Below are 25616 nucleotides of genomic sequence, written 5' to 3' on the forward strand. Positions count from 1 at the left end.
GGCCCATACGTTCCGGCGCCGCCTGATCACGGAGTACGTCATGCCGCCCCCTCTCTTCGCGGATCACCCAGCCGATCGGACCCCCGAGCGCGACGCGGTCGAGGCACTCATCTCGCAGGCCCGCACCCTGCGCGGTGGCCTCGACGCGGTGCGCAGAGAGTCCTCGGTCGCCGGTGACCTCGCCGCCGACCCGCAGCTGCGCTGGCAGCGGGCGCTCTGCGAGCTCGCCGTCCATCACCTGGACGACCTCGGGGGCCATCTCGACCAGCTCAGAGAGGGCCTGCCGACCGTGCTCGCCGGGGAGGCGGGGGCGCTCGCCGGGCTGCCGGCCGCCCCGCCCGCACCGGCGGCGCCCGCGCACGCGCCCGGCGCACTGCTGCGTCGGGTCGGCAGCGCCGAGTGGAATCTGCTCACCGACGAGGTGACCTGGTCCGACGAGCTCTTCACGATGTTCGGCCGCGACGAGGCCGACGGCCCGCTGACGCTGGACGAACTGCCGTCGCTGGTGCACCCCGACGACCAGGAGCAGTTGGCCGTGATGGTCACCGACTGCCTGGTGGACGGTCGGCCGATCGACGGCGAGTTCCGCATCGTGCGCACCGACTCCGGTATCCGCACGGTCCACATGGTCGGCGAACCGGTGCTCGACGCCGACGGCGGCACCGCCTGCATGTGGGCCGTGCTCCGCGACGTCAGCGAGCTGCGCCGCAGCCAGATGGCGGTGCGCGAGACCGGCGACTCGCTCCAGCGCGAGCAGCACATCGCACAGACCGAGCACCGGCTCGCGGTCGAGCTCCAGGAGGCCGTGCTGCCGCCGTGGCGCGGCCCGCTGCGGTTCCCCGGGGACGGCACGGTCACGCTGGACCTCGCCGGCCGCTATCTGCCCGCCGGCACCTCCGCCCTGATCGGCGGCGACTGGTACGACGCGCTGCAACTCCCGGACGGGCGCACGCTGTTGAGCGTCGGCGACCTCACCGGGCACGGCGTGGCGGCGACGTCGGGGATGGCCATGGTGCTCGGCGCGCTGCGCGGGATGGCCGTGGCCGGGCACCGACCGGGCCAACTGATGGGATTCCTCAACCAACTACTGGACACCGCCACCCAGCCGGCGTTGGGCAGCGCGGCATGCTGCCAGTTCGATCCGGCGACCCGGACGCTGGAGTGGGCCCAGGCCGGGCACCCCGCGCCGCTGCTGTTCCGCGGCGGCACGGGGCGGGCGCTGGACCCGCCGGAGGGCGTACTGCTCGGCGCCACCTCCGGCGCGAGCTACGGCCAGCGCACCGAGCGGCTGGAGCCCGGCGACCTGCTGGTGCTGCACACCGACGGCCTGGTCCCGCGCCGCACCCACGGCCCGGAGAGCACCCACGAGGGCACCGAGCGGCTGCTGGCCCTGGCGCCGCGGTTCGCCGCGGCCCGCAGCGCGCAGGACAGCGTCCGCACGGTGGTCGAGGAGTTCGGCGCCACCGAGCGCGAGGACGACGCCTGTGTGCTGATCGCCCGGGTCGGCGACTGACACGCAGAGGCGCGGCCATCGAGGGCGGGCCGGCGACGGCAGCGCCGCCCGCCCCGAGGGCTCGACACACCCTGCGGGGTGACAGTGCACCCGCTGTGTCATTTTTTGCGGCATGACGCCATGTGCCAGCGGGGGCTGCTCAGTTGAGGAGTCGGTCGGACGGCGAGTAGGCGGACGGGGTAGACGGCGGCGGGGCGGTCAACGGCTCGATCGGCATCGGCGGGCCGATCGAGGGTACGGCGGAATTGTCGTAAGCGTTGGCGTTGGCGTTGCCGTTGGTGTCGGCGGTCTTGTCGTGGGCGGGGGCGTCAACGGGCCTCAGGGGCCGCGGACATGGGGGACGACGACCTGAGGCCGGGCGTGGGTCTGCCCGACGGATTCCCGTGGGTACCCGGGGGTGGGTGGCACGGCTCAGACCCCGAGGTTCGGCTCCCCGGCCGTCCTGAGGCCCGGCGACAGGCCCGCCCCCTTCCCCTTGGGCTTCGGCTTCGGCTTCGGCAGGACCTGCTGGAGCTCCTCGCGGAGGTCCTGGATCTTGCCGCAGCCGGCGTACTGGCCGGTGAGCCGGAACATCTCCCGCAGCCGGTCCCAGGTGCGGTGCGAGGAGTTCTCGCCGATGGAGACCAGCGCCAACCGGGCGTAGCGGTCGGCCCGTTCAGGATCGTCGCCGATGAAACAGGCCGAGGCCATCGAGATGTAGTCGAAGATCTGCGACCGCTGATGACCGGACTTGCGCAGTTGGAGCGCCTTCGTGGCGTGGTTCTGCGCGATCTTGGCCGCGGCGGGGTCGTGTTCGGCCAGGGTGCGGAACGCCAGCGCCTGCATGCCGTGCAGATCCGCCTCGTCGAACATCTGCATCCAGGCCGGCGGCGGCACATCGCCCTTGTCCGAGACGAACAACTCCTCGGCCTCGCCGAGCGTGCGGCGCATCGCCTGGCCGTGCCCCTTGGACGCGTGCGCCCACGCCTCGATGGTGTGCAGCATGGCGCGGGTGCGCGGCAGAGTCTCCTGGCCCGAACCGGACTTGGCCAGCTTCATCAGGTCGAGGGCGTCGTCCGGGCGGCCCAGGTGGACCATCTGCCGGGCGGCCCGGGAGAGCGCCTCGCCGGCGCGCGGGCGGTCGCCCCCCTCGCGGGCCGCGTGCGCCGCGATGATGAAGTACTTCTGCGCGGTGGGCTCCAGGCCCACGTCGTGGGACATCCAGCCGGCCAGCACCGCGAGGTTGGCCGCCACGCCCCAGAGCCGGCGCTGGAGGTGCTCGGGGTGACGGTAGGCGAGCATCCCGCCGACCTCGTTGAGCTGGCCGACCACGGCCTTGCGCTGGAGGCCGCCGCCGCGGGCCGCGTCCCACCGGCGGAACACCTCGACGGAGTGCTCCAGGGCGTCGATCTCCTGTGACCCCACGGGGGCCGCCTCGTAGCGGTCGAGGCCGATCTGGTCGAGTTCGTGCAGGGATTCGTGGGCGAGCGGATCGTCGTGGCGGAGGGCGAGCGGAGCGGGGTCGGTGTGCAGCCAGTCGTGCAGGGCACCGGTGAGTGCGGAACCCGCGGCGAGCGCCGCACCGGCCCCCACCAAGCCGCGTCGATTGAGCATGAGGTCCATTCCCGTGAATTCCGTGAGGACCGCTGCGGTCCGCTCGGGCGCCCACGGCAGACCGTCCATGGCCTGCCGCTTCCCCGCGCGACCGGTCCGGGCGAACCCGAGGTCCTCGATGGTTACGACACGGCCGAGGCGCTCGGTGAAGAGGGAGGCCAGCACCTTGGGCACCGGATCCCTGGGGGTCTCCCCCATGTCGATCCAGCGCCGCACCCGCGAGGTGTCGGTCGCCAGTTGCGGATGGCCCATGGCCGCCGCCTGCCGGTTGACCAGCCGCGCGAGTTCGCCCTTGGACCAGCCGGCCAGGCCGAAAAGGTCCGCGAGACGAGTGTTTGGCTCCCTGCTCACGTCAAGCCCCCAGGTTCCTCGACTGAGTTGACAGTAACGGCCGGTGACGTGCGCTGCGAGCATTCGCCAGGGTTCGCCAGGGTGCGCCAGATGGTCTGCCACCCGCACCCGCGTGTTCGGTAGGTATGCAGCCCCCGGCCCGGTGGCGGGACCGCATTCCCCAGGGTGCGTGCCCTGCACGGGGACCCGCGGACGGCCGCCTGTACGGGGCCCGTTCACGGGTTCCCGCCACCGGGCCGGGAGCGCACGCAACTCGTCGGCGCACGAAGGGATCTGTCTCACCCATGTATGCAGCATCGTCCGCCGTGACCGCCCCCACCCGGACGTACCGCCCGCACCCTGCCGGCAGCGGGCCGTATCTCGATCCCTCCCCCTCCGCGGGGGCGGTGACCGGTCTGGCCGGCGGCCGGAACCGGCGGGCACAGGGGTTGGGCACCCAACCGCTCAGCGGGAGACTCGACTTGTCCGGCCCCCAGGGCGCCCAGCTGCGCGCCGCCGTCGCCTCGGTGCACCGCATCTGTCCGGAGTTCAACCCGGTCCAGGTGCTCCGCCGGGGCGGGAAGACCGTGCTGCTCCTGGGGACGACCGGCCGGATGAGCGCCGTCGCGAAGTGTTTACTGGACCACTCCCCGGCGTGGGTCGACAGCTTCCGGCAGGAAATAAGCGCGTACCGGGCGTTCGTCCGGCACCGTCCGCCGGTCCGGGTGCCGCGGCTGGTGGCGGCCGACCCCGACAACTGCACGCTGGTGCTGGAGCGGATGCCCGGCCGGGTGGCGGCGCTGGCCCGGCACCCCTCGGAGGCGCCACCGCGGGCCGACGTCCGGGCCGCGCTGGGCGCGGTCTGCCGGGTCAACTCCTGGCGCCCGCCGGCCGGTTTGTTCGACGCCCCGCTGGACTACGCGGGCCGGATCGGGCGCTACCACGACCTGGGGCTGCTCACCGACCGGGACCTGGGCGACCTCCAGAAGCTGCTGCACGGACTGGCGCACACCCAGGGCCAGTTCTGCCACGGCGACGCCCTGTTGAACAACGTCCTGCTCTCGCCGGCCGGTCCGGTGCTGCTGGACTGGGACAACGCCGGCTGGTACCTCCCGGGCTACGACCTGGCGACGCTGTGGGCGGTGCTCGGCGACGCCCCGGTGGCCCGCCGCCACATCAGCCAGCTCGCCCAGGCGCCGGGCACCGCCGCGCGGGACGCCTTCCTGGTGAACCTGATGCTGGTGCTCACCCGCGAGATCCGGCGGTACGAGACCGCGGTGCAGCGGACCATGCGGGAACCCGCGCCGGCCACCCCGCCGGCCTCGGGGCACCCGGGTGCGCCGACGCCCGGTGAGGAGCAGCGGCTGCTGCTGCGCAGGTTGCACGACGACGCGCAGATGGCGCGGCGGGCGGTGCGGGCGGCGGTCGGCACCCGCTGACCCCCGGCCCCGAAGGGGCACTACGTGAGCGGCGCGGCCCGGTTGGGCCGCGCCGCTCACGTATGCATTGGTCCATTCCACTGACGCCCCGCAGGTCCCGGGCCGGGCCCGGGAAGGCTCCTGGCGGTGCTGCCCTGACATGCGGAATCCCGTCTGGGTGAGGGGTTTGACGGCGCGTCGGCAAACCTATGGTCTCGACCGACCCCGGGGCTTACTCTCGGGTTCTCCCGCACGGCCGCGGCCTGGCCGATTCGCGCTCCACCGGGCAGGCCCTGGCACACCACCGTCACACCGCCCCGACTCGGGCCGGCTTGAGGAGGCCGTTTTGCGAGGATCCGCATCTGAAGGCGCGCCGAGAACCCGCCACTTGGCGCTGCGCAGATCCGCCACCGCCGTCGCGGCGGGGGCGCTGCTGCTGCCGTTGGTCTCGGCGGCCCCGTCCGCGGGCGCCGGGCAGCCCCCGTCCGCCGCGCTGCAACGCGCCTTCGACGACGCCGCCGCGCGCTACCACGTACCGCGCAGCGTGCTGCTGGGCGTCTCGTACCTGGAGTCCCGTTGGGACGGTCACGGCGGCGCGCCGAGCGTCTCCGGGGGCTACGGGCCGATGCATCTGACCGACGCCCGGGCGGCCGTGGCGGGGGCGCCGGAGTTCAGCGCGGACACCGGGGACGCGCGCGGCGATGCGGCCCGGCCGCGCCGGACGGGGTCGGCGGTGCGGCGGGCGGCGCTGCCCGCCGAACTCCCGGCCCGTTTGCGGACGTTGCCGCGGGCCGCGCGGCTGGCCGAGCTGCCGGCGGCGAGGCTGCGCACCGATCCGGCGGCGAACGTGCTGGGCGGCGCCGCGCTGCTGGCCGCCACCCAGCGCGAGCTGGGGCTGCCGGCCAGCGCGGACCCCGCCAAGTGGTACGCGGCGGTGGCCCGCTACGGCAGCACGGACGACGCGGCGAGCGGCGCGGCCTTCGCCCGGGACGTCTTCGACGTGATGCGGCGCGGGCAGGCCCGCACCACGGACGCGGGGCAGCGGGTCGCGCTGGCCGCCGCGCCCCGGCTGACCGCGGACGCCGCCCAGGAGAAACGTCTCGGCGGGGCCGTGGTGCAGCGCGCCTCGGCGCCCGGTTCCGGCGGGGCGCTGGAGTGCCCGTGGACGGTGGCCTGCGAGTCCTGGCCGGCGCCGTACCAGCAGTACGACAACGGGGCCAACTACGGGAACCACGACCTGGCCGACCGGCCCAAGGAGCAGCGGATCGACACCCTGGTGATCCACGACACCGAGGGCTCCTGGGAGACCACGCTCCGGCTGATCAAGGACCCCAAGTACGTGTCCTGGCACTACACCGTCCGCTCCTCGGACGGGCTGATCGCCCAGCACGTGCCCACCAAGGACGTGGCCTGGCACGCGGGCAACTGGTACGTCAACTCGCACTCGATCGGCATCGAGCACGAGGGGTTCCTCGCCGCGCCGGACGCCTGGTACACGGAGGCGATGTACCGCACCTCGGCGCGGCTGGTGAAGTACCTGGCGAAGAAGTACGACATCCCGTTGGACCGGCAGCACATCCTGGGCCACGACAACGTGCCGGGCACCATCCCGTCGACGATCCCGGGGATGCACACCGACCCGGGCCCGTATTGGGACTGGGCGCACTACTTCGCCCTGTTGGGCCGGCCGTTCAAGCGGACCGCGGGGTCACACGGCGGGCTGGTCACCATCCGCCCGTCCTACGACGCCAACCGGCCGGTCTACACCGGCTGCGAGAAGTCCGGTCAGCCGTGTGCGGAGCACGGTTCCACGGCGGTGCGGCTGCACACCGCGCCCAGTGAGAGCGCGCCGCTGGTGCGGGACATCGGGCTGCACCCGGACGGTGCGGCGACCACGACCGGGGTGAACGACACCGGGGCGCGGGCCTCTACGGGGCAGCGGTTCGCGGTGGCGGGTCGGTCCGGGGACTGGACGGCGATCTGGTACCTCGGGCAGGAGGCGTGGTTCCACAACCCGCGCTCGCACCCGACGGCGGTGAACGCCAAGGGGCTGGTCGCCACCCCGAAGGAGGGTCGGGCGGAGATCCCGGTCTACGGGCGGGCCTATCCGGAGCAGTCGGCGTATCCGTCGCAGGTGCCGGTGCAGGCGGTGACCCCGCTGCCGTACAAGCTGCTGGCGGGCCAGAAGTACGCGGTCGGCGGGCGGGTGCGGTCGGACTACTTCTTCTCGCCGACCTTCGACATCACCAAGCACGCGGTGGTGCGGGGCGACGACGTCTACTACGAGATCCAGCTCGGGCACCGGGTCGGCTATGTGCGGGCGGCCGATGTGGAGGTGCACTCCTCGCGGTCGTAGCGCCCGGGAGGGTCGGGACGCGCACGCGCCCGGTGGTCGGCCGTGGGGCCGTCCGCCGGGCGCGGGTCCGTGCGCCGTCGGTCGTGCCGGGTCAGCCCTGCTGGAAGAGCTCCGCGGGCAGCGGCTTGAGCAGCGCGTAGAGGTCGTCGGTGATCGGGCGGTCCCAGCTGGCGATGGTGACCAGCACGCCGTCGCTGCGGTCGAACTGCACGCAGGAGATGCGGCTCTCGGAGCACTTGATGCGCTTGACGATCAGGAGGTTGTCCTGGTGCATCACGGGGGTGTCCTCGGTCTCCACGACCGTCACCGGCTCGTCGTTTTCGAGCGCCGCGAGGAGCTGGGCCACCTCGAAGGGGACCTGACCCTCCTCGCACTCGCGGGCCGGCGAGCCCTCCGGGAGGTTGCCGATGATCATCGCCGGGCCGCGGCCGCCGAACAGGTCGTAACGGAGGAACACGCCCTGGCAGCTCCCGTCGGGCGCGGGCAGCAGCCCGGCCCCGAGATTGCCGGGCCAGTCCCCCGGGTCCATGGCGAGTACGTCGAAATCTGGACCGGCGGGCGTGGCTGCGCTGCGGCGACGGAGGAAGGACATGTCGCCATCGTACGTGGCCCGGCGCGCCGGGCGGCGCGGACGTCGGGCCGCCGCAGGGGCGGTGCGGGGGTGGTCAGTCGGCGGCGGTTGTGGTGGGGTCGGCCCCGTCTTGGCGGCGGCGGTGGTGGTGGCGAGCGACCCGGGCGCGGTTGCCGCAGGACGGGTTGCACCACTCCTGGCGGGCGCGTTCCTTGACGAAGTACCGCACGCAGCGCGGGGCCGGGCAGGCCCGCAACCGGTCGCGGTCCGGGCCCCCGAGGAAGGCGAGGGCGGCCCGGGCCAGGGCGGCGGTGAGCCGGTCGGCGGCGGGCGGGGTGCCGGTCGGTAGGTGGCGCAGGACGGGGGGTGCGTCGGGCTCCCAGGTGAGGCGGGGGGCGGTGGGGACGCGGGCCGCGGCGGCGTTGAGTCGGGCCAGTGCGGTGTCCTCGGGGAGGAGTCGGTGTGCGTCGGCGGAGCTGGGCGGGCCGGGGCGGACCGCGCGGGCGAACAGCGAGCGGACCGCGGCGCGGAGCTCGCGGACGGCGGTGAGCAGGGACTCGTCGGCCGGGGGCGGGCCGTCGGCGCAGTCCAGGGCGTCGCTCCGGTCGCGGAGCCAGGTGGCGAGGCCGGCGGTGTCGGCCAGGTCGTCGGCGACGCCGCCGTGTCCGTCGTGGCGGAGGGTGACGGCGAGGTCCAGGGCGAGCCGTGTTGCGTCCATAAGGCTAATGGTACGGTCGCGCTCAACCATTAATCACCCGAGGGGGAAGCATGGCCGATCTCCGGCAACTGCTGCGCGATCTAACGGTGTTCGGGGGTGAACTGCCCACCTTCGATCCGGCCGCGACGCCCGACGATCCGGTGGAGCTGTTCACCACGTGGCTGCTGGGCGCGATCCGGGCGCAGGTCCCCGAGCCGCACGCGATGACGGTCGCGACCGCCGACGCGGACGGCGTCCCGTCCGCCCGGACCCTGATCCTCAAGGACGTCGACGCAGCGGGCTGGCGGTTCGCCGCGCACGACGGCAGCGACAAGGGCCGGGAGTTGGCGGCCCGCCCGTACGCCGCGCTGACCTTCTACTGGCAGCCGCTCGCCCGCCAGGTGCGGGTGCGCGGCCCGGTGGTGCGGGAGGGCGCGGAGCGGTCCGCCGCGGACTTCCTGGCGCGGAGCGCGGGGGCGCGCGCCGAGGCCCTGGTGGGCCGGCAGAGCCGGCGGCTCGCGTCATTGGCGGAGCGGGACGCGGCGGTGGCCGACGCCGCTCAACGGCTGGCGGGCGACCCCGGGTTGGTGCCGCCCGAGTGGACGCTGCACACCGTGCGGGCGGACTCCGTGGAGTTCTGGCAGGGCGCCAGGGACCGCAACCACACCCGGCTGCGCTACCGCCGCGCCGACGGCGCCTGGACGAAGGAACTGCTGTGGCCGTGACACCCGGAGCGACGCCGCCCGCGCCGCTCACCGCCGACGCCGTGCGGGCGGCGGTCGAGACCGGTCAGGCGCGGCTGCACGCCCTGCTGCCCGACCTCACCGACGCCGCGGTGCGCGCCCCCAGCGCCCTGCCGGGCTGGTCCCGGGCCCATGTCCTCGCGCACATCGAGGGCATCGGCCTGGCGATGGCCCGCCAGGCCCGCCGCGCGCTACGCGGCGAGTTGATCGACCTCTACGACGGGGGCTTCCCGGCCCGCACCGCCGCGATCGAGGCGGGCGCCGGGCGCGATGCGGCGGCCCTGCGGGCGGCGGTGGCGGGGGCGTTGTCGGAGGCGTCGGCGGCCTGGGCGGCGGTCGGTCCGGACGACTGGTCCCGGCCGGTGCGCTACCGCGACGGCGTTCTACGGGACGCCTTGCTGGCCTGGTGGCGGGAGTTGACGCTGCACACCACGGACGCGCTGCTCGGCCCCGGCCCGCAGCAGTGGCCGCGGGAGCTCTGCCACCACCTCCTGGACTACCTGGCGCCCCGCGCGCCCGAGGGCGTCCAGCTGGTCCTGGCCCCGGTGGACGACGCGAAGGCAGCACGCCCGTACGGGCCGGCCGACGCCCCCGTGGTGACCGTGCGCGGTCCGCTCACCGCGCTCGCGGCCTGGCTGGCCGGCCGCACCCCGCACGCCCACCTGGAGTGCGACGGCTGCGACGGGCCGCTGCCCGAGCTGAGGCCCTGGCCGTGACCGGGCGACCGACGCCCACGCACCTCAACTACTGGCGGGCGAGCCTTGATTCGTTCCCCGAGGAGGTGTGGGAGCGGCCGGAGTGCGAGGTGCTGATCCTGGCCGACAACCGCCTCACGACGCTCCCGGCCGGGCTCGGTCGGCTGCGCCGGCTGCACACCCTCGACCTCGGCCACAACGCCCTCACCGCCCTCCCCGCCGAACTCGGCGCGCTGTCCGGGAGCCTGACCCGCTATCTCTACGTCCACGACAACCGGCTCACCGCCCTGCCGGACGCGCTCTGCCGGCTGGACCGGCTGGGCTACCTCAACGCCGGGGACAATCCGCTGGGCCGACTGCCGGCCGCGCTCGGGGAGCTGGCCGGTCTGGTCGAACTCCGGGTGCAACGGGCGCAGTTGACGGCACTGCCGGCGTCGGTGGGGCGACTGGCCCGGCTGCGGGAGCTGTGGCTGGGCGGCAATGCGCTGACCGGGCTGCCGGACGGGGTCGCGCACCTCGGCGCGCTGCGCGTCCTGGAGCTGCGGGACAACGCGCTGCCGCAGGTCCCGGGGGCGCTGCGCGGGTTGCCCCGACTGCGGTGGCTGGATCTGCGCGGCAACCGGATCGGTGAACTGCCGCACTGGGTCGCCGCGTTGCCGTCCCTGGAGAAGCTGGACCTGCGCTGGAACGCGGTGGACGACGCGGCCGCGCCGGTCCGGGCCCTGCGGGAGCGGGGGTGCGTGGTGCTGACCTGACGGCCCGGCCCGGCCCGCGCCGCGAGGGCGGGGGCCGGCGCCGTGGCGACGCGTCGGCGGGGCTCAGGTCAGGTCGAACTCGCCCTCGCGGGCGCCGAGGACGAAGCCGCGCCACTCGGCGGGGGTGAAGATCAGCGCCGGTATCTCCGGACTGCGGCCGTTACGCATCGCGATATAGCCCTCGACGAAGGCGATCTGGAGGTCGCCGCCCACGCCGCGGGTGCTCGATTGCCACTCGGCGCGGGAAAGGTCGAGTTCCGGCCTGGTCCCGCCCGCGAGCCGCTGGTCGGTGATGGTGTCGGCCACGTATCCGCTCCTCCCGATCGTCATCGGTGGCCAGCGTAACGACTGATCCCCGGGGCGGAACAGGGGACGTGCGACGGGTGCCGGGACGTCAGGTGGTGGGGGCCTCGGCGCCCACCAGCCACATGGCGAAGAACTGCGAGCCGCCCCCGTAGGCGTGGCCCAACGCCCGCCGGGCGCCGTCGACTTGGTGTGCGCCGGCCCGCCCGCGGACCTGGAGGGCGGCCTCGGCGAAGCGGAGCATGCCGGAGGCGCCGATGGGGTTGGTGGAGAGCACCCCGCCCGAGGGGTTGACGGGCAGGTCGCCGTCGAGCGCGGTGACCTGGGACTCGGTGAGCTTCCAGCCCTCGCCCTCGGCGGCGAAGCCGAGGTTCTCCAGCCACATCGGCTCGTACCACGAGAACGGGACGTACATCTCGACGGCGTCGATCTGGCGGCGCGGGTCGGTGATCCCGGCCTGCCGGTAGACGTCGGCGGCACAGTCCTTGCCGGCCTGCGGGGAGACGAAGTCCTTGCCGGCGAAGAGGGTGGGCTCGCTCCGCATCGCCCCGCCGTGCACCCAGGCCGGCGGCCGCGGGGCGCGGGCGGCGCCGGTCCGGTCGGTGAGGACCATGGCGCAGGCGCCGTCCGAGGAGGGGCAGGTCTCGGAGTAGCGGATCGGGTCCCAGAGCATCGGGGAGGACTGGACCTTCTCCAGGGTGAGGTCGTGCTCGTGGAGGTGGGCGTAGGGGTTCTTCAGGGCGTTGCGGCGGTCCTTGTAGGCGACCAGGGAGCCGACGGTGTCCGGGGCGCCGGTGCGCCGCATGTAGGCGCGGACGTGCGGGGCGAAGAACCCGCCGGCGCCGGCCAGGAGCGGCTGTTGGAAGGGGATCGGCAGGGACAGGCCCCACATCGCGTTGGACTCGGACTGCTTCTCGAAGGCGAGGGTGAGGACCGTGCGGTGCACCCGGGCGGCGACGAGGTTGGTGGCCACGAGGGCGGTGGAGCCGCCGACCGAGCCGGCGGTGTGCACCCGGAGCATCGGCTTGCCGACGGCGCCGAGCGCGTCGGCGAGGTAGAGCTCGGGCATCATCACCCCCTCGAAGAAGTCGGGGGCCTTGCCGATCACCACCGCGTCGAGGTCGGCCCAGCCCAACTCGGCGTCCTCCAAGGCCCGTTGGGCGGCCTCGCGGACCAGGCCGGCGATCGAGACGTCGCGCCGGGCGGCGACGTGCTTGGTCTGGCCGACGCCGACGACGGCCACCGGTTCCTTCGCGGTCGCTGCGTTGCTCATCGCTCCCCCTCCAGGACGGCGACCAGGTTCTGTTGCAGGCACGGCCCCGAGGTGGCGTGCGCCAGGGCGCGGTCCGCCTCGCCGCGCTGGACGGCGGCGGCGGCCGCGCCGAGCCGGATCAGGCCGGCGGCCATCATGGGGTTGGCGGCCAGCGCGCCGCCGGACGGGTTGATCCGGACCGCGCTGCCGGGCCCGTCCAGCCGCAGTGCGCGGCGCAGCACGACCTCCTGGGAGGTGAACGGGGCGTGGATCTCGGCGAGTTGGACGGGGGCGTCGAAGGCGCCGGCGCGCTCGGCGGCGAGCCGGGTGGAGGGCGAGTCGGTGAGGTCGCGGACGCCCAGGGCGTGCGCCTCGATGCGGTGGTCCAGGCCGCGGATCCAGGCAGGCCGGTCGGTCAGTCGGCGGGCGGTGTCGCCGGCGGCGAGGACCACCGCGGCGGCGCCGTCGACGACCGGCGGGCAGTCGCCGGTGCGCAGGGGCCCCACGACCTGTCGGCCGGGGTCGGCGTTTGGGCTGCCGCCCCGGCTGCGCGCGCCGATCGCGGCCAGTTCCCGGGCGTCGGTGTGGCCGGCGTCGAGCAGCGCCTGGGCCTGGAGGGCGGCGAGGGCCACGGAGTCGGGCCAGAGCGGGGCGACGTAGTACGGGTCGAGTTGGCGGGTGAGGACCTCGCGCAGGTCGCCGGGCGAGGACTTGCCGTACGCGTAGACCAGCGCGGTGTCGGCCTCGCCGGTGAGGATCTTGACCCAGGCTTCGTGGAGCGCCCAGGCGCCGTCCATCTCCACGTGGGACTCGGCGATCGGCGGCCAGGCACCGACGCCGTCCAGCGCCATGGTGAACGAGAAGGCGCGTCCGGCGAGGTAGTCGGAGGAGCCGGAACAGGTGAAGTCGATGTCCCGGGCCTTCAGGCCGGTCTGCGCGAGGACATCGTGCAGCACCGGCATCACCATCTCGACCTCGGAGGTCTCGGCGCTGTCCCGGACGTGCGGGCTCTGTCCGAAGGCGACGACGGCGACCTCGCGCACCGGGCCGCGCACTGGCTCGGGCATCAGATCAGCTCCTTGTAGCTGTCGTAGTCGGCGTCGGGTTCGCCGGTGGGGCGGTAGTGGTCGGGGAAGCGGGCGTCCTCGGTCCAGACGGGCTCGACCCGCAGCCCCATCCGCACCTGGTCGTAGGGGATGCCGCCGATCCGGGCGTGCAGCGCCAAGTCGGCGCCGTCCAGGGCGATATGGGCGTAGACGTAGGGCACCTCGATGTCGAGGTTGCGGGCCTTGATGTTGACGATGCAGAAGGTGGTGACGGTGCCGCGGGGGCCGACCTCGACCTGTTCGCCGGTGGCCACCCCGCAGGTGGGGCAGGCGCCACGGGGCGGGACGTACACCTTGCGACAGTCCGGGCAGCGCTCCCCGAGGGTGCGCCGCTCGGCGAGCGCCTGGATGTACCGGGACTGGGCACGACCGGGCGCGTAGGTGTAGTCGAGCCGGGCGGGGGCCGTGATGCCGGCGACGGGGTCGCGGAACTGGCCGGCGTGCGGCACGGGTTGACGCTCGCCGGCTTCTTGACGCCCGCCCTCTTGGCGCTCACCGGTTTCTTGACGCCCGCCGACCTCTTGATGCTCACCGACCGCTTTACGCTCGCCAACCTTTTGACGCTCGCCGGCTTCTTGACGCTCGCCGTCCGCTGCGGGAATACCACCCCGCCCGTCCACGTTGTGGCCCCGCAGGGGGCCCGCGCCACCCCTACGGGATCCGTTCGCCTCCCCCCTAAGTGCCCCCGCCGCCCCCTCCGTAGCCCCGCCCGTCGCCCCGCCCGTCGCCCCGTCCGCGGGCTCGAAGCAGGCGATGTCGGTGATCGCGCCGGTGCGTTCGGCGGCCCAGCGGATGCGGACCCGCATGCCGGTGCGCACGGCGTCCGGGCCGGGCGCGGCCAGGGCGTGCAGCAGCGCGGTGTCGGCGCCGTCGAGCCGGACCAGGACCCAGGCGAAGGGGGCGTCCAGCGGCTGGCCGCGGCGCGGGGACGGGTTCCAGGCCCAGGTGGTGACGGTGCCGGTCGGGGCGACCTCGACCAGGTCGCGGAGCTCGTCGGCGGTGACCGGGTCGTACTCGACGGGCGGCACCACCACCCGGCCGTCGCGGGCCCGGACGCCCAGGACGGTGCGCTCGCGCAGCCCGGTGAGGAAGGCGCCGATGACCGGGCCGAGCGAGCGGGTGAAGGGGAATTCCACGACGAGTGGCGCGGTGAGGACCTCTGGCATGGGGGACTCCTCGATGGGGTGGGGTCAGGCGCGCCGGAAGACCGGGGGGCGCTTCTCGGCGAAGGCGCGGGAGCCCTCCTTGGCGTCGGCGGTGTCGAAGATCGGCCAGCCGCGGGCGAGTTCGGCGGCGAGCCCGTCGGCCTCGGCCATCCCGGCTGTCTCGTAGACGGACGCCTTGATCGCCTCGACGGCGAGCGGGCCGCAGGCGTTGATCCGCTCGGCGATCTCCAGCGCCTTCTCCAACGCGGTGCCGTCGGGGACGACATGACCGATCAGGCCGATCCGGGCCGCCTCGGGGGCCGGGTACGGACGACCGGTGAGCAGCATCTCCAGGGCGTGGGTGCGGGGGATCTGGCGGGGCAGCCGCACGGTGGAGCCGCCGATGGGGAACAGGCCGCGCCGGACCTCGTAGAGGCCGAAGGTGGCGCCCTCGCCGGCGACCCGGATGTCGGTGCCCTGGAGGATCTCGGTGCCGCCGGCGACGCAGTGCCCCTCGACGGCGGCGATGACCGGCTTGCTCGGGCGGTGGTGACGCAACATCGCCTTCCAGTGAAGGTCCGGGTCGGCGCGCAGCCGCGCGCGGTACGCGTCGCCGCTCAGTCCGCCGCCGGCCAGCGCCTTGAGGTCCATGCCGGCGCAGAACGAGCCGCCGGCGCCGGTCAGCACGATCGACCGGATCCGGTCGTCGGCGTCGGCGGCGAGCCAGCCGTCGTACAGGCCGACCAGCATCGGCAGGGAGAGCGCGTTCTTGGCCTCCGGTCGATTGAGGGTGAGCACCAGCGTCGCGCCGGTGCGCTCCACGGTGAGGTGTTCGGTGGCCGCGTCCTCCGGCCGAGCCGGCGCGGTCGCGGCGTGTTCGGTCCCGCCCATTCGGTCCTCCCGTCTCACGACGTAGAACAGGTTGCAGTAGCCGCACGGCGAGTTCAAGGCTTTTCTGACGGCTAGTCAGTTTTCTTGGCCCGGACCCTTCCCTGCGTTCGGCTACGGCGCTCTAATGACGCCGAGCCGACGCCCCCGGTCTGGAGGAGCCATGGAGTACAACCTCGCCGACCTCTTCGAGTCGATCGTCGACACCGTCCCGGACCGCGAGGCGTTGGTATACCTTGACCATCCGGGCACCGGCGCCGAACGACGGCTCAGCTACGCGGAGTTGGACCGGGCCGCCAACCGCCTGGCCCACCACCTCGCCGACCGCGGCATCGGCCCCGGCGACCACGTCGGGCTGCACCTCTACAACAGCGTCGAGTACCTCCAGTCCGCCTACGCCTGCCTGAAGCTCCGCGCCGTACCGGTCAACGTCAACTACCGTTACGTCGAAGACGAGTTGGTCTACCTCTACCGGGATGCCGATCTGGTGGCGCTGGTCTTCGACGCGGAGTTCACCGACCGGGTCGCCGGGGCGCTGCCGAAGGCGCCGAAGCTGCGCCACCTGGTGCGGGTCGGCACCCCGCCCGCCGGGGCCGCCGAGCCGGCGATCGCGCCGGTGCCGCTGGCGGCGGCCGAGGCGACCGGCTCCCCCGCCCGCGACTTCGGGCCGCGCTCCGCCGACGACCGCATCGTGATCTACACCGGCGGCACCACCGGCATGCCCAAGGGCGTGGTCTGGCGCCACGAGGACCTCTTCTTCTCCGGAATGGGCGGCGGTGCCCCGACCGGCGAACCGGTCGCCCGCCCAGAGGAGTTGGCCGAGCGGGTGGCGGCCGGCGGCGAGGGCCTGGTGTTCTTCCCGACGCCCCCGCTGATGCACGGCACCTCGACGCTCACCGCGTTCATCGCCTTCCACTTCGGCCAGAAGGTCGTCGTGCACCGCAGGTTCGCGCCACAGGAGGTGCTGCGCACCATCGAACGGGAGCGGGTGACCAGCGTCTCCCTGGTGGGCGATGCGATGCTGCGCCCCCTAGTGGACGCGCTCGCCGGCCCGCTCAAGGGGACCGACTGCTCGTCCCTGTTCAGCGTCAGCAGCTCCGGGGCGATCCTCTCGGACACCGTCCGCGCCCAGTTCGCCGCGCTGGTCCCGAACGCGCTGCTGCTGAACAACTTCGGCTCCTCGGAGTCCGGCTTCAACGGCACCGCCACCGACGACTCGGGCCCCGACAAGGGCTTCCGGCTGAACGTCAATGCCCGTACGGCGGTGGTCGATCCGGCCACCCATCGGCCGGTCGCGGCCGGCGAGGTGGGCCGACTGGCACTGCGCGGCCATGTGCCGCTCGGCTACTACAACGACCCGGCGAAGACCGCGGAGACCTTCTTCGCGGCGGACGGGGACCGCTGGGTGTTGCTCGGCGACATGGCCACCGTCGACGCGGACGGCGTGGTCACGGTGCTGGGCCGGGGCTCGCAGTGCATCAACTCCGGCGGGGAGAAGATCTATCCGGAGGAGGTGGAGCAGGCCCTGAAGGCGCATCCGGACGTCTACGACGCGCTGGTGGCCGGCGTCCCGGACGAGCGCTGGGGCAGCCGGGTCGCCGCCGTCGTCCAACTCCGGCCGGACGCCGACCCGTTGGACCTGTCCGGCATCCAGTCCCACTGCCGGACCCGGCTGGCCGGCTACAAGATCCCCCGCCAGGTCGTCTTCACCGACCGGATCCAGCGGTCACCGAGCGGCAAGGCGGACTACCGGTGGGCGAAGGCGGTGGCGGCGGGGGACGGGGAGGCGTGAGGGGGTAGGTGAACGGGGGCCGCTCTCCAACGGCTGGTGCTATCTGTCCGTTCGCACACCTCCACCCTTGCCTGCCCATCCCGGTCCGACTTCCCCGCCGTCCGCCGTCCGCCGTCCGCCGTCGACTATCCCCCGCACACCGACCGCAACGAACGGGCCAACCCGGCCGCGTGCAGCAGGTCGAGCCGGCGCTCGTCGCCCACCCGCAGCGCGGCGAGCGCCAGCCGCGGCCCGCAGCCCGGTGCCGTACGGGCCTGCGGGGACGCGGCAATGGCCAGGACCAGCTCTCCGTTGAGGCGGTTGATCTCCTGGCGGACCCGGGTGAGATCAGGGCGGGTGGTGGGCGCGTGCGCCGGATCCGCGTCCCAGCGGCGGTGCAGCCCGCGCTGGACCAGCTTGTTCGCCTCGATCTGGTCCCGGAAGATCCGCACGGTCGCCTCCGGGGCGGCGCCCGCCTGGCGGGCCTGCGCGGCCACCGCGGCCAGCACCTCCCGCTCCCGCGCCGGGTCGTCGATCGGGCTGCCGGTGCCCCACTTCGCCGCGGCCACCAGGTCGGCGGTAGCCAGCCGTTCGGCGGAGAGCGCGGCCAGCGGCCGGAGTTGATCGGCCGGGGACGGCGCGAAAGCGGCTGACGGTGCGAGAGCGGCGGTGCCGGCCGGGCCGGCGGCCGGGCGCGGTACGACGGCCATGGGTGCCGCGGCGGCGCTGCCGGCCCCGGCCCCGGCGAACAGCACCGCCGCGGCGGCCCCGGTCAGCAACGCACGGCGCATCGAGGTGATCACCTGCACATCGAGCCTTTCATCAAGACGTCGAGCACTTGCCAATTCGCTCAACGATCCGCTCAGCGATCCGTTCAGCGCGCTTCCATGGAACCACGGCCGGTCGGCAAACCCGGCCGGTCACCCGCCAGTTGACCGCTCGTCAACCCCGCAGGAACGACGTCACCGCCGCCAGATACTCCCCCGGCCGCTCCTCGTGGACGAGATGGCCGGCGCCCTCGACGGTGACCAGGCGGGCGTCGGGGATGGCGTCGGCCACCTCGGCGAGGTGGTGTTGGGGGATGTGGCTGGTGGGGCCGCCGGCGATCACCAGCGTGGGGGCGGTGATCGCGGACAGGGCCGCCCGCCAGTGCGGCGCGGGGGCGTTCCTCTCGGCGACGACGGCGGCCTTGGCCCGCCAGTCGAAGGCCGCGAGGCCGGGCGGCGGTGCGGGGACCTGCTGGGGCGGGTCGGCGGGGACCGGCGGGGCCGGTTCCTCGGCGATCAGGCGGGAGACCAGGTCGGGGCGGTGGGCGGCCAGCAGCAGGGCGGTGGTGCCGCCCAGCGAGTGGCCGATCAGTGCGACCGGGCCGAGGTCGAGCGCCCGGACGAAGCCGATCGCATCGTCCCGCCAGTGCTCGAAGCCGTACTCCCCCGGCCAGTCGCTGCGGCCGTGCCCGCGCTGGTCGAGCGCGAAGACCCGGTGCGTGGTGGCCAGTCGGCCGACCACCCCGCGCCAGTCCTCACCGTCCTCACCGAGGCTGTGCAGCAGGACCGCAGGGGGCGCGTCCGCCTCGCCCCACCCGCGGTATGCCAACTGGACGTCACCGACCTGCACCTTCCGTACGTCACTCATGCGCGGGACGCTACCCGCGGGTGGTCCGCGGCACGCCCCTTGACGTGCTCGCCGCGCGCTGATTACTTGGTTCCGCAATCGCGGCTACCGAATGATCGGTAGGGAGACGAGGCGGTGAGATCCATGCCGGAAACGGCGACGGACAGCGGGACGGGCGACGGGGTCTGCGGGGCCGACTGGTGCGACGACGCGGAGCGGCTGTCGGCGGACGCCCTGCGCGCGCTGCAACTCACCAGGTTGCGCGCCTCGTTGCAGCACGCCTACGACCACGTCCCCTTCTACCGGACGGCGTTCGACCAGGCGGGCATCCGGCCCGAGGACTGCCGCACCCTGGCGGACCTGGCCCGCTTCCCGTTCACGGTGAAGGACGACCTGCGGGCGCACTATCCGTTCGGCATGTTCGCGGTGCCGAAGGAGCGGGTGCGGCGGCTGCACGCCTCCAGCGGCACCACCGGGCGGCCCACGGTCGTGGGTTACACCGAGCGGGACCTGTCGAACTGGGCGGATCTGGTGGCCCGTTCGATCCGGGCGGCGGGCGGCCGCCCGGGCCACACCGTCCATGTCTCCTACGGGTACGGGCTGTTCACGGGCGGCCTGGGGGCGCACTACGGTGCGGAGCGGCTCGGCTGCACCGTCGTCCCGGCCTCCGGCGGGATGACCAGCCGCCAGGTGCAGCTCATCCAGGACTTCCGCCCCGAGATCATCATGGTGACGCCGTCGTACATGCTCACCCTGCTCGACGAGTTCGAGCGCCAGGGCGTCGATCCCCGCACCACCTCGCTGAAGGTGGGGATCTTCGGCGCCGAGCCCTGGACGCAGGAGATGCGCCGGGAGATCGAGGGGCGGTTCGCCATCGACGCGGTGGACATCTACGGGCTTTCCGAGGTGATGGGGCCCGGTGTGGCGCAGGAGTGCGTGGAGACCAAGGACGGGCTGCACCTCTGGGAGGACCACTTCTATCCGGAGGTGGTCGATCCGATCACCGGCGAGGTGCTACCGGACGGCGAGCACGGCGAGTTGGTCCTCACCTCGCTCACCAAGGAGGCCATGCCGGTCATCCGCTACCGCACCCGGGACCTGACCCGGCTGCTGCCCGGGACCGCCCGCCCGGCCTTCCGGCGGATGGAGAAGATCACCGGGCGCAGCGACGACATGATCATCCTGCGCGGGGTCAACCTCTTCCCCGCGCAGGTCGAGGAGATCGTGCTGCGCACCCCCGGTGTCGCCCCCCACTTCCAACTCCGGCTGACCCGCGAGGGTCGGCTGGACCGACTGACCGTCCGCGCCGAGGCCCGGCCGGACGCCACGGCGGACGACCGCGCGGCCGCCGTCGATCGGATCGCCCGCGGCGTCAAGGACGGCATCGGGGTCACCGTCGCGGTGGAGATCGTCGATCCGGAGACGCTGGAGCGCTCGGTGGGGAAGTTCAAACGGATCGTGGACGCCCGCCGGGACGGCTGAGACGGATGACCGCGGGGCGCCGAACCGGCGTCCCGCCAGCCCGCCGTCCCCGCCGACGCGCCAACCCACCAGCCGCCCAAGCCGTTGCCCCGCCATCACGCCCTCCTCGGCTCCCCCTTGAGCACTGCGAAGGGCGCGCCGGCCGGGTCCATCACCATCGCCAACCGGCCGATGCCGGCCGCGTCCATCGGCGCGATCAGCGGCGTGGCGCCGAGCTGGGTGGCGGTGTCGTACATCGCGTCGCAGTCGGTGACGCCGAAGTACGGGTGCCACTCCGACGTCGAGCCGGCGTCCAGATGCATCTGCTGGAGCTGGAGGATGCCGCCGTGCGCGGTGTCGTCCCCGCTGCCGGCGCCGGGTGCGGAGGCGACGCTGTAGAGCAAGTCCCCGCCCATCGTCATGTCCTGGTAGGTCCAGCCGAACACGGTGCGGTAGAACTCCTGGGCCGCGGCGGCGTCGGTGGTGTAAAGCTCCGTCCAACACAGGGTGTTCGGCTCCATGACCGCTTCGAGGCCCTTGGTGTCGCCCGGCTGCCAGACCGCGAAGTCGGCGCCCGTCGGGTCGGTGAACGTCGCGAGCCGACCGGCGGTGAAGACGTCCATCGGCGCGGTCCGCACCCGGCCGCCGGCCTCCTCCACCGCCTTGCTGGTGGCCTCCGCGTCCGCGGTGTGGAAGTACGGCGTCCAGGACGGGTCGGCGCCCTCCTCCTGGCAGGGGCCGACCGCGCCGACCGTCTTGCCGTCGAGTTGGAAGAAGCCGTAGCCGCCGGCCTCGGGGTCGGCCGACTGGAAGGTCCAGCCGAACAGCGCGGAGTAGAACGCCACGGCGGCGTTGACGTCGGGGACGCCGAGGTCGAGCCAGTTCGGTGCGCCGGGGACGAAGCGGGTCGTCAACATGAGGTACTCCGATCACGTGCTGGTCAGTGCCGGTTCCCAGCATGGCAGCGGGCACTGACAGTCGCCCTCCGCGCGCCGCTCAGCGGGTGCCGAACCGCTCGCGCAGCGCCCGCTTGAGGACCTTGCCGCTGGCGTTGCGCGGCAGCGCGTCGACGAACAGCACGCGCTTGGGCACCTTGAACGGCGCCAGGCGGGCCCGCGCCGCGGCGATCAGCTCCGCCTCCCCCACCACCTCGCCGTCCCCGGCCCCGTCCTCATCCCCGTTCCCGTTGCCGCCCCCGTCGCCGGTGCGCCGGACCACCACCGCGGTCACCGCCTCGATCCACCGCTCGTCCGGCAGCCCGACGACCGCGACCTCGGCGACCTGTGGGTGCGCGTACAACACGTCCTCCACCTGGCGCGAGGCGACCAGCACGCCACCGGAGTTGATGACGTCCTTGACCCGGTCGACGACCGTGAAGTAGCCGGCCGCGTCCCGAATAGCCAGGTCCCCGGAGTGGAACCAGCCGTCCCGGAACGCCTCCGCGGTCTCCTCGGGCTTCCCCCAATAGCCCGTGCAGAGCTGCGGCGAGCGGTAGACCACCTCGCCCGGGGTGCCGTCGGGCGCCTCCCGGCCGTCCCCGTCCACCACCCGCGCCTCGACGAACAGCACCGGGCGCCCGCAGGAGTCCAGCCGGCCCTCGTGCTCGTCCGGCCCGAGGACGGTGGCCAACGGGCCGATCTCGCTCTGGCCGAAGCAGTTGTAGAAGGCGAGGTGCGGCAACCGGGCGCGGAGTCGCTCCAGTACGGGCACCGGCATGATCGAGGCGCCGTAGTACGCCTTGCGCAGCCCGTCGAGGTTCCGGGTGCCGAAGCCGGGGTGGTTGGCGAGCGCGATCCAGACGGTCGGCGGGGCGAACAGGCTGTCCGCCAGGCCCGCTTCCACCAGCTCGAAGATCCGCTCCGGGTCGGGCCCATCCAGGATGGTGTTCTCCGCGCCCACCGCCAGGTAGGGCAGGAGAAAGACGTGCATCTGGGCGGAGTGGTAGAGCGGCAGTGAGTGGACCGGACGGTCGTCTTCCGTGAGGTCGAGGGCGACGATCGCGCTGGTGTACTCGTGCACCAGCGCCCGGTGGGTCATCATCGCCCCCTTTGGGAGGGCGGTGGTCCCGGAGGTGTAGAGGAGTTGGACCAGGGCGTCGTCGGCCGGCGCCGGCAGCGCCTCGCCGTCGGCCGGTTCCCGGTGCTCCGCCAGCCGCTCCAACAGCCCGTCCGGCGCGCCGTACAACGGGACGGCGCGCATCGCATCCGGCAATCGGGGCGCCAGCGCGGCGTCCGCGAGCACCAGGGTGCTGCCGGACTGCGTGAGCAGGTACCCCAACTCCTCACCGGTCAGGGCGTGGTTGACGGGGACATGCACCAGTCCGGCGCGGGCGCAGGCCAGGAAGCCGATCAGATAGGCGTCGGAGTTGTGCCCGTAGGAGGCGACCCGGTCCCCCGGGCGCAGCCCCTCGGCACGCAGCAGCCGGGCGGCGGCGGTGACCGCGTCGTCCAGCTCGCGGTAGCTCCAACTCCGTTCGCCGTAGCGGACCGCCGTCCGATCCGGCACCCGGCGCGCGCTGCGCCGCAGGATCCCGTCGACCGTGTTGCCGCGCGCGTCCCTCGCATCCGTCATGCGGCGATCCTGAGGCGCGCCCGGATGCCCGGTCAAGGCACCGCGCGCCGCCCCTGGGTCCCGCGGCGGGTGCGCAACGGTCCCCGCTGCCCCGGAAGTCGCCGGCCCCCTTCACACGGCCCGCTCCCGGCCCTCCCAATACGGGGCGCGCAGCCGGCGCTTGTAGAGCTTGCCGTTGGGGTCGCGGGGCATCGCGGTGGTGAAGTCGACGGTGCGGGGGCGTTTGTAGCCGGCCAGGTGGCGGGCGCAGTGGTCGAGCAGGGCGGCGGCCAGTTCGGGGCCGGGCCGGTGCCCCTCGGCGGGTTCGACGACCGCCTTGACCTCCTCGCCCCAGTCGTCGTGCGGGATGCCGAAGGCGGCGGCGTCGGCGACGGCGGGGTGGGCGAGCAGCGCCGACTCGATCTCGGCCGGGTAGATGTTGACCCCGCCGGAGATGATCATGTCGATCTTGCGGTCGCGGAGGAAGAGGTAGCCGTCCTCGTCGAGGTAGCCGAGGTCACCGACGGTGAAGAAGTCGCCGATGCGGTTCTTGCGGGTCTTGCCCTCGTCCTTGTGGTAGCTGAAGCCGCCGGTGGTCATCTTCATGTAGACGGTGCCGAGTTGGCCGGCCGGCAGGCGGTTGCCGTCGTCGTCGAAGACCGCCAGTTCGCTGATCGGCCAGGCCCGTCCGACCGTGCCGGGCTTCTTCAGCCAGTCCTCGGCGGTGGCGAACGCGCCGCCGCCCTCGCTGGCCGCGTAGTACTCCTCGACGCAGCCGCCCCACCAGTCGATCATGGCGCGTTTGACGTGGTCGGGGCAGGGCGCGGCGCCGTGGATGGCGTGCCGCATGGACGTCACGTCGTAGCGGTCGCGGACCTCCTGTGGGAGCGCGAGCAGCCGGTGGAACTGGGTGGGCACCATGTGCGTGTGGGTGCACCGTTGGCGTTCGATCAGCCGGAGCATCTCCTCGGGCGTCCACTTGTCCATCAGGACGACGCGGTGCCCGATGTGCAGGGCGGCGCCGGCGAACTGCAGGACCGCGGTGTGGTACAGCGGCGAGCAGACCAGGTGGACGTTGTCGTCGAACGGCCGGATGCCGAAGATGGCGAGGAAGCCGCCGAGGTAGGTCTCCTCGGGCGGCTTGCCGGGCAGCGGACGGCGGATGCCGCGCGGGCGGCCGGTGGTGCCGGAGGTGTAGTTCATCACCCAGCCCAGGGTCCGGTCGGACGGCGCCGACTCCGGTTGCCCGTCCAGGAGTTGGGCGTAGGGGCGGAATCCGGCCACGGTGCCGACCGCGTACCGCCGCTGCGCCGCCAGCCCCGCCTCGTCGGCCGCCTGCCGGGCCGCGTCACCGAACCGCTCGTGGGCGATCAGCACCTTGGCCCCGGAGTCGGCGACGATCCAGGCGATCTCCGGGCCGACGAGGTGGTGGTTGACGGGGACGAGGTAGAGGCCGGCCTGGGCGGCGGCGAGGTAGGCGGTGAAGAACTCCACGCCGTTGGGAAGCACCACCGCGAAGGCGTCGCCGCGCTCCAGGCCGGCTGCGCGCAGCCCGTGGACCAGCCGGTTGGTGGCGGCGTACAACCGGCCGGCGCTCCACTCCTCGCCGTCCGGGGCGATCAGGACCGTCCGGCCGGGGTCGGCGGTGGCCTGGGCCCAGAAGCCGTTGGGGGTGTCAGTCATGGTCGGGTCCTCCTCAGGCTCTAGGCGCGGCCGGCGATCCGGTCGATGCGGTCGACGGCCCGCTCGAAGCCGCGGGTGAGGTCGTCGAAGACGGCCCTGACGCTGCGTTCGCTGGTCATCCGGCCGACGATCTGGCCGACCGGGGTGCCGAGCAGCGGCTCGACCTCGTGCCGCTGGATACGGGAGTTGGCCTCGGCGACCAACAGGCCCTGGAGCGGCATCGGGAGGGCGCCGGGGCCCTCGGGGTCGTCCCAGGCGTCGGTCCAGGCGGTGCGCAGTTGACGGGCGGGCTTGCCGGTCAGGGCGCGCGAGCGGACGGTGTCGCCGGGGCCGGCGGCGAGCAGCTTCGCGGTCAGCCGCCGGGAGTGCAGATCGGCCTCTTCGGTGGTGAGCCAGATCGAGCCGAGCCAGACGCCCTGGGCTCCCAGCGCGAGCCCGGCGGCGATCTGCTCGCCGGTGCCGATCCCGCCGGCGGCCAGCACCGGCAACGGGTCGACGGCCGCGACCACTTCCGGGGTGAGCACCATGGTGGCGATCTCCCCGGTGTGCCCGCCGGCCTCGTACCCCTGGGCCACCACGATGTCGATCCCGGCGGCCTTGTGGTGCCGGGCGTGCCGCGGGCTGCCGGCCAGCGCGGCGACCCGGACGCCGTGCGCATGGGCGCGCTCGATGACGTCCGCCGGCGGGGAGCCCAGCGCGTTGGCGAGCAGCTTGATCGGGTAGTCGAAGGCGACGTCGAGCTGGGTGCGGGCCACCTGCTCCATCCACCCGGTGATCCGCCACCCGGACGCCTCCCCCGCCGGCAGCGGCGGCACGTCGTACTTGGCCAACACCTCCTCGACGTAACGGCGGTGCTCCGGCGGGATCATCGCCTCCACGTCGGCCTCGGTGACGCCCTCCACCTTCGTGGCGGGCATCACCACGTCCAGCCCGTAGGGCAGTCCGTCGGTGTGCTGCTCCATCCAGTCCAGATCGCGGGCCAGTTCACCGGGCGCGGTGTAGCGGACCGCGCCGAGCACCCCGAACCCGCCGGCCCGGGTGATCGCCGCGGCGACCGCGGGGAAGGGCGTGAACCCGAAGACGGCGTGCTCGACTCCCAGCGCGTTGCTCAACTCCGTCTGCATGGGCGCAGGATGCCGCACCGCGCCGCACGAGGGAAGAGACTTTCTGAC

Annotated in this window: 22 protein-coding genes; 8 read left to right on the plus strand and 14 right to left on the minus strand. The window is 73.6% G+C overall.

The genetic code is table 11. The annotated features are described in order from the left end of the window. Positions 1-40 precede the first annotated feature (40 nt). Entirely contained in the window at positions 41-1513 is a 1473-nt protein-coding gene (locus tag ACFVFQ_RS23085) for a PP2C family protein-serine/threonine phosphatase (protein ID WP_383419024.1), read from the plus strand. Between the two features lie 411 nt (positions 1514-1924). On the opposite strand, the gene ACFVFQ_RS23090 is transcribed toward ACFVFQ_RS23085, so the two are convergent. After that, entirely contained in the window at positions 1925-3457 is a 1533-nt protein-coding gene (locus ACFVFQ_RS23090; RefSeq protein WP_383419026.1) for a hypothetical protein, read from the minus strand. Between the two features lie 284 nt (positions 3458-3741). Between ACFVFQ_RS23090 and ACFVFQ_RS23095 the strand changes: the two genes are divergently transcribed. Both ACFVFQ_RS23095 and ACFVFQ_RS23100 read left to right on the plus strand, forming a co-directional pair. Continuing rightward, positions 3742-4875: an aminoglycoside phosphotransferase family protein gene (locus ACFVFQ_RS23095; protein WP_383419028.1), complete on the plus strand. Its 1134-nt coding sequence runs from the start codon at positions 3742-3744 to the stop codon at positions 4873-4875. Between the two features lie 325 nt (positions 4876-5200). Beyond that, the gene (locus ACFVFQ_RS23100; protein ID WP_383419030.1) at positions 5201-7210 is read left to right on the plus strand and encodes an N-acetylmuramoyl-L-alanine amidase; all 2010 of its coding nucleotides are present in this window, start codon (positions 5201-5203) and stop codon (positions 7208-7210) included. 91 nt (positions 7211-7301) lie between these two features. Here ACFVFQ_RS23100 and ACFVFQ_RS23105 read toward each other — a convergent pair whose 3' ends face one another. Next, positions 7302-7802 carry a hypothetical protein gene (locus ACFVFQ_RS23105; protein ID WP_274917296.1) on the minus strand — a complete coding sequence of 167 codons (501 nt, stop codon included), beginning with the start codon at positions 7800-7802 and terminating at the stop codon, positions 7302-7304. Between the two features lie 73 nt (positions 7803-7875). Then, positions 7876-8499 (minus strand): ABATE domain-containing protein, encoded by a 624-nt coding sequence (locus ACFVFQ_RS23110; RefSeq protein ID WP_383419032.1) that lies wholly within the window; start codon positions 8497-8499, stop codon positions 7876-7878. 50 nt (positions 8500-8549) lie between these two features. Here ACFVFQ_RS23110 and ACFVFQ_RS23115 point away from each other — a divergent pair, with 50 nt between their 5' ends. Genes ACFVFQ_RS23115 through ACFVFQ_RS23125 form a run of 3 tightly spaced genes read left to right on the plus strand, consistent with a single transcriptional unit; the run spans position 8550 to position 10671 of the window. Next, complete coding sequence (locus tag ACFVFQ_RS23115; RefSeq protein WP_383419034.1) at positions 8550-9203, plus strand: pyridoxal 5'-phosphate synthase; 654 nt, start codon at positions 8550-8552, stop codon at positions 9201-9203. Beyond that, complete coding sequence (locus ACFVFQ_RS23120) at positions 9194-9937, plus strand: maleylpyruvate isomerase family mycothiol-dependent enzyme (protein ID WP_383419036.1); 744 nt, start codon at positions 9194-9196, stop codon at positions 9935-9937. The genes ACFVFQ_RS23115 and ACFVFQ_RS23120 overlap by 10 nt, the downstream gene beginning before the upstream one ends. Beyond that, on the plus strand, positions 9934-10671 hold the full coding sequence (locus ACFVFQ_RS23125; RefSeq protein ID WP_383419038.1) for a leucine-rich repeat domain-containing protein: 738 nt from the start codon (positions 9934-9936) through the stop codon (positions 10669-10671). Before ACFVFQ_RS23120 ends, ACFVFQ_RS23125 begins: the two co-directional genes overlap by 4 nt. A 63-nt stretch (positions 10672-10734) precedes the next feature. Here ACFVFQ_RS23125 and ACFVFQ_RS23130 read toward each other — a convergent pair whose 3' ends face one another. The 5 genes from ACFVFQ_RS23130 to ACFVFQ_RS23150 all read right to left on the minus strand — a co-directional run bounded on the left by ACFVFQ_RS23130 (position 10735) and on the right by ACFVFQ_RS23150 (position 15368). Further along, positions 10735-10977 carry a DUF397 domain-containing protein gene (locus ACFVFQ_RS23130; RefSeq protein ID WP_383419261.1) on the minus strand — a complete coding sequence of 81 codons (243 nt, stop codon included), beginning with the start codon at positions 10975-10977 and terminating at the stop codon, positions 10735-10737. Between the two features lie 88 nt (positions 10978-11065). Continuing rightward, on the minus strand, positions 11066-12247 hold the full coding sequence (locus ACFVFQ_RS23135) for a thiolase domain-containing protein (protein ID WP_383419040.1): 1182 nt from the start codon (positions 12245-12247) through the stop codon (positions 11066-11068). Continuing rightward, positions 12244-13293: a thiolase domain-containing protein gene (locus ACFVFQ_RS23140; RefSeq protein ID WP_383419042.1), complete on the minus strand. Its 1050-nt coding sequence runs from the start codon at positions 13291-13293 to the stop codon at positions 12244-12246. Before ACFVFQ_RS23140 ends, ACFVFQ_RS23135 begins: the two co-directional genes overlap by 4 nt. Then, the gene (locus ACFVFQ_RS23145) at positions 13293-14498 is read right to left on the minus strand and encodes a Zn-ribbon domain-containing OB-fold protein (protein ID WP_383419043.1); all 1206 of its coding nucleotides are present in this window, start codon (positions 14496-14498) and stop codon (positions 13293-13295) included. Before ACFVFQ_RS23145 ends, ACFVFQ_RS23140 begins: the two co-directional genes overlap by 1 nt. A 24-nt stretch (positions 14499-14522) precedes the next feature. Then, on the minus strand, positions 14523-15368 hold the full coding sequence (locus tag ACFVFQ_RS23150) for a crotonase/enoyl-CoA hydratase family protein (RefSeq protein ID WP_383419044.1): 846 nt from the start codon (positions 15366-15368) through the stop codon (positions 14523-14525). Between the two features lie 160 nt (positions 15369-15528). Between ACFVFQ_RS23150 and ACFVFQ_RS23155 the strand changes: the two genes are divergently transcribed. Next, the gene (locus ACFVFQ_RS23155) at positions 15529-17157 is read left to right on the plus strand and encodes an acyl-CoA synthetase (RefSeq protein WP_383419045.1); all 1629 of its coding nucleotides are present in this window, start codon (positions 15529-15531) and stop codon (positions 17155-17157) included. 125 nt (positions 17158-17282) lie between these two features. Here ACFVFQ_RS23155 and ACFVFQ_RS23160 read toward each other — a convergent pair whose 3' ends face one another. Further along, entirely contained in the window at positions 17283-17927 is a 645-nt protein-coding gene (locus ACFVFQ_RS23160; RefSeq protein WP_383419048.1) for a chorismate mutase, read from the minus strand. A 151-nt stretch (positions 17928-18078) separates the two neighbouring features. Continuing rightward, positions 18079-18771: an alpha/beta fold hydrolase gene (locus ACFVFQ_RS23165; protein WP_383419050.1), complete on the minus strand. Its 693-nt coding sequence runs from the start codon at positions 18769-18771 to the stop codon at positions 18079-18081. Between the two features lie 123 nt (positions 18772-18894). Between ACFVFQ_RS23165 and paaK the strand changes: the two genes are divergently transcribed. Beyond that, positions 18895-20232: a phenylacetate--CoA ligase PaaK gene (gene paaK / locus ACFVFQ_RS23170; RefSeq protein WP_383419263.1), complete on the plus strand. Its 1338-nt coding sequence runs from the start codon at positions 18895-18897 to the stop codon at positions 20230-20232. Between the two features lie 95 nt (positions 20233-20327). Here the strand turns inward: paaK and ACFVFQ_RS23175 are convergent, their stop codons facing one another. The 4 genes from ACFVFQ_RS23175 to ACFVFQ_RS23190 form a co-directional block, all read right to left on the minus strand. Next, complete coding sequence (locus ACFVFQ_RS23175) at positions 20328-21128, minus strand: VOC family protein (RefSeq protein ID WP_383419052.1); 801 nt, start codon at positions 21126-21128, stop codon at positions 20328-20330. 79 nt (positions 21129-21207) lie between these two features. After that, positions 21208-22782 carry a fatty acyl-CoA synthetase gene (locus tag ACFVFQ_RS23180; RefSeq protein ID WP_383419054.1) on the minus strand — a complete coding sequence of 525 codons (1575 nt, stop codon included), beginning with the start codon at positions 22780-22782 and terminating at the stop codon, positions 21208-21210. 111 nt (positions 22783-22893) lie between these two features. Further along, entirely contained in the window at positions 22894-24444 is a 1551-nt protein-coding gene (locus tag ACFVFQ_RS23185; RefSeq protein ID WP_383419057.1) for an acyl-CoA synthetase, read from the minus strand. A 20-nt stretch (positions 24445-24464) separates the two neighbouring features. Continuing rightward, positions 24465-25568: an NAD(P)H-dependent flavin oxidoreductase gene (locus ACFVFQ_RS23190; protein WP_383419059.1), complete on the minus strand. Its 1104-nt coding sequence runs from the start codon at positions 25566-25568 to the stop codon at positions 24465-24467. Positions 25569-25616 lie beyond the last annotated feature (48 nt).

This window comes from Streptomyces sp. NPDC057743 (assembly GCF_042798755.1).
In the GTDB taxonomy this organism is placed as follows: domain Bacteria; phylum Actinomycetota; class Actinomycetes; order Streptomycetales; family Streptomycetaceae; genus Streptomyces.

Excerpts from the sequence above, each read along its gene's own strand:
- paaK (WP_383419263.1), top strand. The coding sequence starts at position 18,895 with ATGCCGGAAACGGCGACGGACAGCGGGACGGGCGACGGGGTCTGCGGG.
- ACFVFQ_RS23085 (WP_383419024.1), top strand. The coding sequence starts at position 41 with ATGCCGCCCCCTCTCTTCGCGGATCACCCAGCCGATCGGACCCCCGAG.
- ACFVFQ_RS23145 (WP_383419043.1), bottom strand. The coding sequence starts at position 14,498 with ATGCCAGAGGTCCTCACCGCGCCACTCGTCGTGGAATTCCCCTTCACC.
- ACFVFQ_RS23190 (WP_383419059.1), bottom strand. The coding sequence starts at position 25,568 with ATGCAGACGGAGTTGAGCAACGCGCTGGGAGTCGAGCACGCCGTCTTC.
- ACFVFQ_RS23140 (WP_383419042.1), bottom strand. The coding sequence starts at position 13,293 with ATGCCCGAGCCAGTGCGCGGCCCGGTGCGCGAGGTCGCCGTCGTCGCC.
- ACFVFQ_RS23185 (WP_383419057.1), bottom strand. The coding sequence starts at position 24,444 with ATGACTGACACCCCCAACGGCTTCTGGGCCCAGGCCACCGCCGACCCC.
- ACFVFQ_RS23105 (WP_274917296.1), bottom strand. The coding sequence starts at position 7,802 with ATGTCCTTCCTCCGTCGCCGCAGCGCAGCCACGCCCGCCGGTCCAGAT.
- ACFVFQ_RS23150 (WP_383419044.1), bottom strand. The coding sequence starts at position 15,368 with ATGGGCGGGACCGAACACGCCGCGACCGCGCCGGCTCGGCCGGAGGAC.
- ACFVFQ_RS23115 (WP_383419034.1), top strand. The coding sequence starts at position 8,550 with ATGGCCGATCTCCGGCAACTGCTGCGCGATCTAACGGTGTTCGGGGGT.
- ACFVFQ_RS23180 (WP_383419054.1), bottom strand. The coding sequence starts at position 22,782 with ATGACGGATGCGAGGGACGCGCGCGGCAACACGGTCGACGGGATCCTG.
- ACFVFQ_RS23155 (WP_383419045.1), top strand. The coding sequence starts at position 15,529 with ATGGAGTACAACCTCGCCGACCTCTTCGAGTCGATCGTCGACACCGTC.
- ACFVFQ_RS23135 (WP_383419040.1), bottom strand. The coding sequence starts at position 12,247 with ATGAGCAACGCAGCGACCGCGAAGGAACCGGTGGCCGTCGTCGGCGTC.
- ACFVFQ_RS23175 (WP_383419052.1), bottom strand. The coding sequence starts at position 21,128 with ATGTTGACGACCCGCTTCGTCCCCGGCGCACCGAACTGGCTCGACCTC.
- ACFVFQ_RS23110 (WP_383419032.1), bottom strand. The coding sequence starts at position 8,499 with ATGGACGCAACACGGCTCGCCCTGGACCTCGCCGTCACCCTCCGCCAC.
- ACFVFQ_RS23160 (WP_383419048.1), bottom strand. The coding sequence starts at position 17,927 with ATGCGCCGTGCGTTGCTGACCGGGGCCGCCGCGGCGGTGCTGTTCGCC.
- ACFVFQ_RS23165 (WP_383419050.1), bottom strand. The coding sequence starts at position 18,771 with ATGAGTGACGTACGGAAGGTGCAGGTCGGTGACGTCCAGTTGGCATAC.
- ACFVFQ_RS23095 (WP_383419028.1), top strand. The coding sequence starts at position 3,742 with ATGTATGCAGCATCGTCCGCCGTGACCGCCCCCACCCGGACGTACCGC.